General features: G+C 64.4%; 3 protein-coding genes and 1 pseudogene. All 4 read left to right on the top strand.

Annotated elements, in window-relative coordinates; translation table 11 throughout:
- Positions 1-465, top strand: a pseudogene (locus tag ACIQ3B_RS17930) (succinate dehydrogenase/fumarate reductase flavoprotein subunit); the annotation flags it as partial.
- Between the two features lie 19 nt (positions 466-484).
- Complete coding sequence (locus tag ACIQ3B_RS17925; protein ID WP_397405011.1) at positions 485-1,270, top strand: succinate dehydrogenase iron-sulfur subunit; 786 nt, start codon at positions 485-487, stop codon at positions 1,268-1,270.
- Positions 1,271-1,583: 313 nt separating this feature from the next.
- Positions 1,584-3,677 (top strand): redoxin domain-containing protein, encoded by a 2,094-nt coding sequence (locus ACIQ3B_RS17920; RefSeq protein WP_397405009.1) that lies wholly within the window; start codon positions 1,584-1,586, stop codon positions 3,675-3,677.
- 158 nt (positions 3,678-3,835) lie between these two features.
- On the top strand, positions 3,836-4,867 hold the full coding sequence (locus ACIQ3B_RS17915) for a D-2-hydroxyacid dehydrogenase (protein WP_397405007.1): 1,032 nt from the start codon (positions 3,836-3,838) through the stop codon (positions 4,865-4,867).
- The last annotated feature ends 158 nt before the right edge of the window (positions 4,868-5,025 follow it).

Below are 5,025 nucleotides of genomic sequence, written 5' to 3'. Positions count from 1 at the left end.
CTGGCGCGCCTGGACCGGTTCCGCAACGCCGACGGCGGCACGCCGACCGCCGACCTGCGGCTGGAAATGCAGATGGTGATGCAGGAAGACGCCGCCGTCTATCGCACCTCCAAGGACCTGGCCTCGGGCGTGAAGCGCATGGAGGTGGTGAACGCCAAGCGCGCCGATCTGAAGGTCAGCGACCGTTCCATGATCTGGAACTCGGATCTGATGGAGACGCTGGAGCTCGATAACCTGATCGGTCAGGCTGTTGTCACGGTGGTCGGCGCGGCCAACCGCACCGAAAGCCGCGGCGCCCACGCCCACGAGGACTTCCCGGATCGCGACGACGCCAAGTGGATGGCCCACACCTTGACCTGGTTCGACGACGCTACAGGCAAGGTGAAGATCGACGACCGGCCGGTGCACAACTTCACGCTCTCAAAAGACATCGACTACATCCCGCCAAAGTCGCGGGTGTACTAGGTTCGGAAGGAAGACGCAGATGGTCCAACTCACCCTTCCGAAGAATTCCGTCCCCAAGGGCGGAAAGCATTATCCGGCGCCGGCGGGCTCGTCGGGGAAGACCAAGACCTTCAAGGTCTATCGGTATGATCCCGACAAGGGCGTCAATCCGAGCTGGGATACCTATGACGTGGATACCAGCCTGTGCGGGCCGATGGTCCTGGACGTGCTGATCTATATCAAGACCCACATGGACCCGACGCTGACGTTCCGCAGGTCGTGCCGCGAGGGCATCTGCGGCTCGTGCGCCATGAACATCGCCGGCCGCAACACGCTGGCCTGCATCCACGGCCACGACGACTGCCCCTCGGACAAGATCATGATCAGCCCGCTGCCGCACATGCCGGTGGTGAAGGATCTGGTGCCGGATCTGACGCTGTTCTACGCGCAATACGCCTCTGTCGAGCCCTGGCTGAAGACCGAGACGCCCGAGCCGCAAAAGGAATGGAAGCAGTCGCCGGAAGACCGCGCCAAGCTGGACGGCCTCTATGAGTGCATCCTGTGCGCCTGCTGCTCCACCTCGTGCCCCAGCTACTGGTGGAACCAGGAGAAGTACCTGGGCCCGGCCGCCCTGCTCCACGCCTATCGCTGGATCATCGACAGCCGCGACGAGGACACCGGCGCGCGTCTGGACGACCTGGAAGACCCCTTCAAGCTCTATCGCTGCCACACGATCATGAACTGCGCCCAGGTCTGCCCCAAGGGTCTGAACCCGGCCCAGGCCATCGCCGAGATCAAGAAGATCCTGGTCGAGCGCGTGGTCTGAGGGTTTGGACTCGGGTTTCAGTCAACAATTTCAATAACATACGCTCATCTCGGCGAATGCCGGGATGAGCGTATGTTATTGAGCACAGACCCTAGCGGCCCGGGTCCGATCCAGCCGACTTCCTGACAGCGGTCGAGACGCGTCCAGGTTCAGACGGACCCCCCACGCTCGCGGGCCGGGTGCGTTCGGAACATGGATGAGAAATAATGATGAAACCCAACCCGGCTAGCCTAGGTTCTGGCATAACGCAGAATTTCGGATCGGGAACCTGAGCGGACCGTTCGCGACCGCCAGCGTCTGGGAGGATTTCAGCATGATCAAAGCCCATGTTTCGGCCCTGGCCACAGTCGCGGCGGCAGCGCTGCTGTTTGGCTGCACCACCAGTGGCGAGGCGCCGAGCGCTCTGGCCTCCGGCGCGCCCTCGGCCGCCGAAAACGCACGGGCGACCCGCGCGCCGGCCACCATCGACAACTTCATGCTGTCGGACACCGACTACATGGGCCACGAGCTCTATCGGATGACCGATGCGAAGGCGATCGTGATCGTCACCACCGGCAACGGTTGCCCGATCGCGCGCAACCTCACGCCTCACCTGAAAGCGCTGCAGGCCAAGTACGGCCCACAGGGCGTGAAGTTCCTGATGCTGAATTCCAACCTCCAGGATGGCCGCGACGCCATCGCGAAAGAGAAGGAAGAGTTCGGGATCGACATCCCGATCCTGATGGACACCCACCAGCTGGTGGGTGAGCAGCTGGGCGTCACGCGGACGGCCGAGTTCTATGTGATCGACCCGAAGACCTGGAAGGTCGCCTATCGCGGGCCCATGGATGATCGACTGGACTACGGAACCCAGAAGGCCGTCGCAGACCATCCCTGGGCGTCCAACGCCATCGAGGCCGTGATGGCCGGCAAGCCGGCCCAGGCCGCCACCCGGATGAGCGCCGGTTGCCTGATCGACTTCCCCGGGCGGGCCGCAGCCGCGAAAAAGATATCGTACGTCAAGGATGTGGCGCCGATTCTGGAGGCCAAATGCGTGTCCTGTCACGTGGAAGGCGGCATCGGTCCCTTTGCGATGACCAACTACGAGATGGTCAAGGGCTTCTCGCCGATGATCCGCGAGGTGCTGCGCACCGATCGCATGCCGCCCTGGAACGTGGACCCGCACGTGGGCAAGTGGTCCGATGACAAGAGCCTGACCTCGGCCCAGATCAAGACCGTGGTCCACTGGATCGAGCAGGGCGCGCCGCGCGGCGAGGGCGCCGATCCCCTGGGCGCGAAGCGGCGGGTGGCCGAGACATGGCCGCTGGGGAAGCCGGACCTGATCCTGGACATCCCGAAGTACACCATCCCGGCGTCGGGCGTGGTGGACTACCAGCGGCCGGTGATGGTGAACCCGCTGACCGAGGGCAAGTGGGTCAAGGCCTCGACCTTCGTGGTCAGCCAGCGCCAGGCGGTGCACCACTTCCTGACCGGCTACCTCAAGGAGGTTCCGGCTGACGGCAAGGGCAATGAGAGCCGCTGGGGCGCCTCCATGGGCGGCTATGCGGTGGGTGCGGAAAGCACGCTGTGGCCCACGAACGTCGGCACCTACCTGCCGCCGGGCGGCGCCATCGGGGCGCAGGCCCACTACACGCCCTTTGGCAAGGAGGTGACCGACACCTCCAAGCTGGGCCTCTACTTCTACAAGGACGGCGAGACGCCCGAACTGGTGATGCGCAACTCGGTGATCGTGGACCCGACCATCGTCATCCCGGCCGGCGAGGGGCGCCACAAGGAAACCGCCTATATCGATGTGCCGAAGGACATGCTGCTCTACTCGGCCTTCCCGCACGCCCACTACCGCGGCTATGCGTCGGACCTGTGGGTCGAATATCCGGATGGCGCGAAGAAGCGGCTGCTGGCCATGCCGCGCTACGATTTCAACTGGCAGCGCGAGTACAGCTTCGCCGAGCCGCTGAAGATCCCGGCGGGCTCGAAGCTGATCGCCAACTACTGGTACGACAATTCGAAGCAGAACCCGGCCAACCCGGACGCCAGCAAGACCATCGTCTGGGGCGACCAGTCCTGGGAGGAGATGTTCTATACGGCGGTGCGCTATCGCTGGACAGACGAGACCTCGGCCCAACTCACCAACAACGACGACCTGATCGACAAGACCCGACTGATGGGCATGTTCGACGACAATGTGGACGGCAAGATCCAGAAGGCCGAGCTCAAGGGCGAAATGGGCGCCAATCTGGTCAAGTACTTCCCGATGGTCGACAAGAATGCGGACGGCGCCATCGACAAGATCGAGTTCGCCGCCATGCAGGCGATGATGGGCGGACGGCGCCGCGAGCAGGCCCAGCAGGCGCCGAAACCTGCGGCGACCCCGGCCCCGGCGGCGGTTTCAGGCGGCGGGCGCTAGCTAACGGGACCCCTTACCGGCTAAACCGGTCCAGAGCGGGTTGAGGAAAAGTGGGAACCGGTTTTCCGCCCGCAACCCGCTCTGGACTTGTGAGGGCGATCACGTTTTTCGAGATTGGATTGAGTCAATCCAATCTCGACGTGATCTAGGAGGGTCCCATGCGACTGTTGATTCACGAGAAGGCCTGGCGGCGCGTTGAGGCGTTGATCCCGGCGGGCGTCGAGGCGCTCACGGTCAATGACGCGGGAGAAATCCTGCTGGCGGGGCAGGCCCTCGACGCCGATACGGCGCAGCCCGATGTCGTCTGGGCCAATGCCGACGCCTTCTTCAGCCCGGGCGCCCGGACCTTCATGACCGCAGCGTTGAAGGCGCCGGCGCTGAAATGGGTGCAGAGCGGCGCGGCCGGGTTCGACAATCCGGTCTTTGGCCAGTTCATCCAGAAGGGCGCCCGGCTCACCACCAGCCATGGTCAGGCTGTGGGGATGGCCGACTATGTGCTGTGGGGCGTGTTGGACGCGCTGCAGGATGGCCCTGGCCGCCGAGCCGCCCAGGCGGCGGGGCAATGGGAGCGCCGGCCCTTCCGCGAGATCGAGGGCTCGCGCTGGACGATCTTCGGCTTCGGCGCCATCGGGCGCGGCGTCGCGGTGCGCGCCCGGGCCTTCGGCGCCCACATCACAGCGATCCGCCGCAGCCCGGCGCTGGATCCTGCCGCGGATCGCATGGCGAAACAGGCTGACCTGCAGGAGCTGATGGCGGAAACCGATGTGCTGGTGCTGGCTGCGCCGCTGACACCGGAAACCCGTCATGTGGCCAACGCCGGGCTATTCGAGCGGATGACGCCCGGATCGATCTTCGTGAATGTGGGGCGCGGGCCGCTGGTGGACGAGGCCGCCCTGCTGGCCGCGCTGGATCGCGGCGTGCCCGAGCATGCGGTGCTCGACGTGTTCGAGACAGAGCCCTTGCCTGCCGAAAGCCGGTTCTGGAACCACCCGCGCGTGACGCTCACCCCGCACTCATCGGGCATGAGCGCGGGCAACGCCGGGCGCAATGACACGCTGTTCCTGGAGAATCTGCGGCGGTATCTGGCGGGCGAGGCCTTGGAGAACGAAGCCTCGGCGGCAGACGTGCTCGCCGGGTTAGAGCGCGACAGCTCGAAGTGGATACCGGTTCAAGCGCCCGTCGCGCTCTAAATGTATGAAAACGAGCCTGTTTATCCTTTTCAGATGATTCCATCTGAAACGGACAGGCTCTAGGAGCTGTGGACTCTAGGGATTCCGGTATCGAGCGGATCGTGATTCAAGGCTTCTCTTTGGGAGGTGACCTTGGGTGTGATGGATCGGCTGGTTCT

It is taken from the genome of Phenylobacterium sp. (genome assembly GCF_044358365.1).
Taxonomy (GTDB): Bacteria; Pseudomonadota; Alphaproteobacteria; order Caulobacterales; family Caulobacteraceae; genus Phenylobacterium.
Note: the sequence above shows the minus strand (reverse complement) of the source record. Positions and strands in the feature narration are given on the sequence as shown.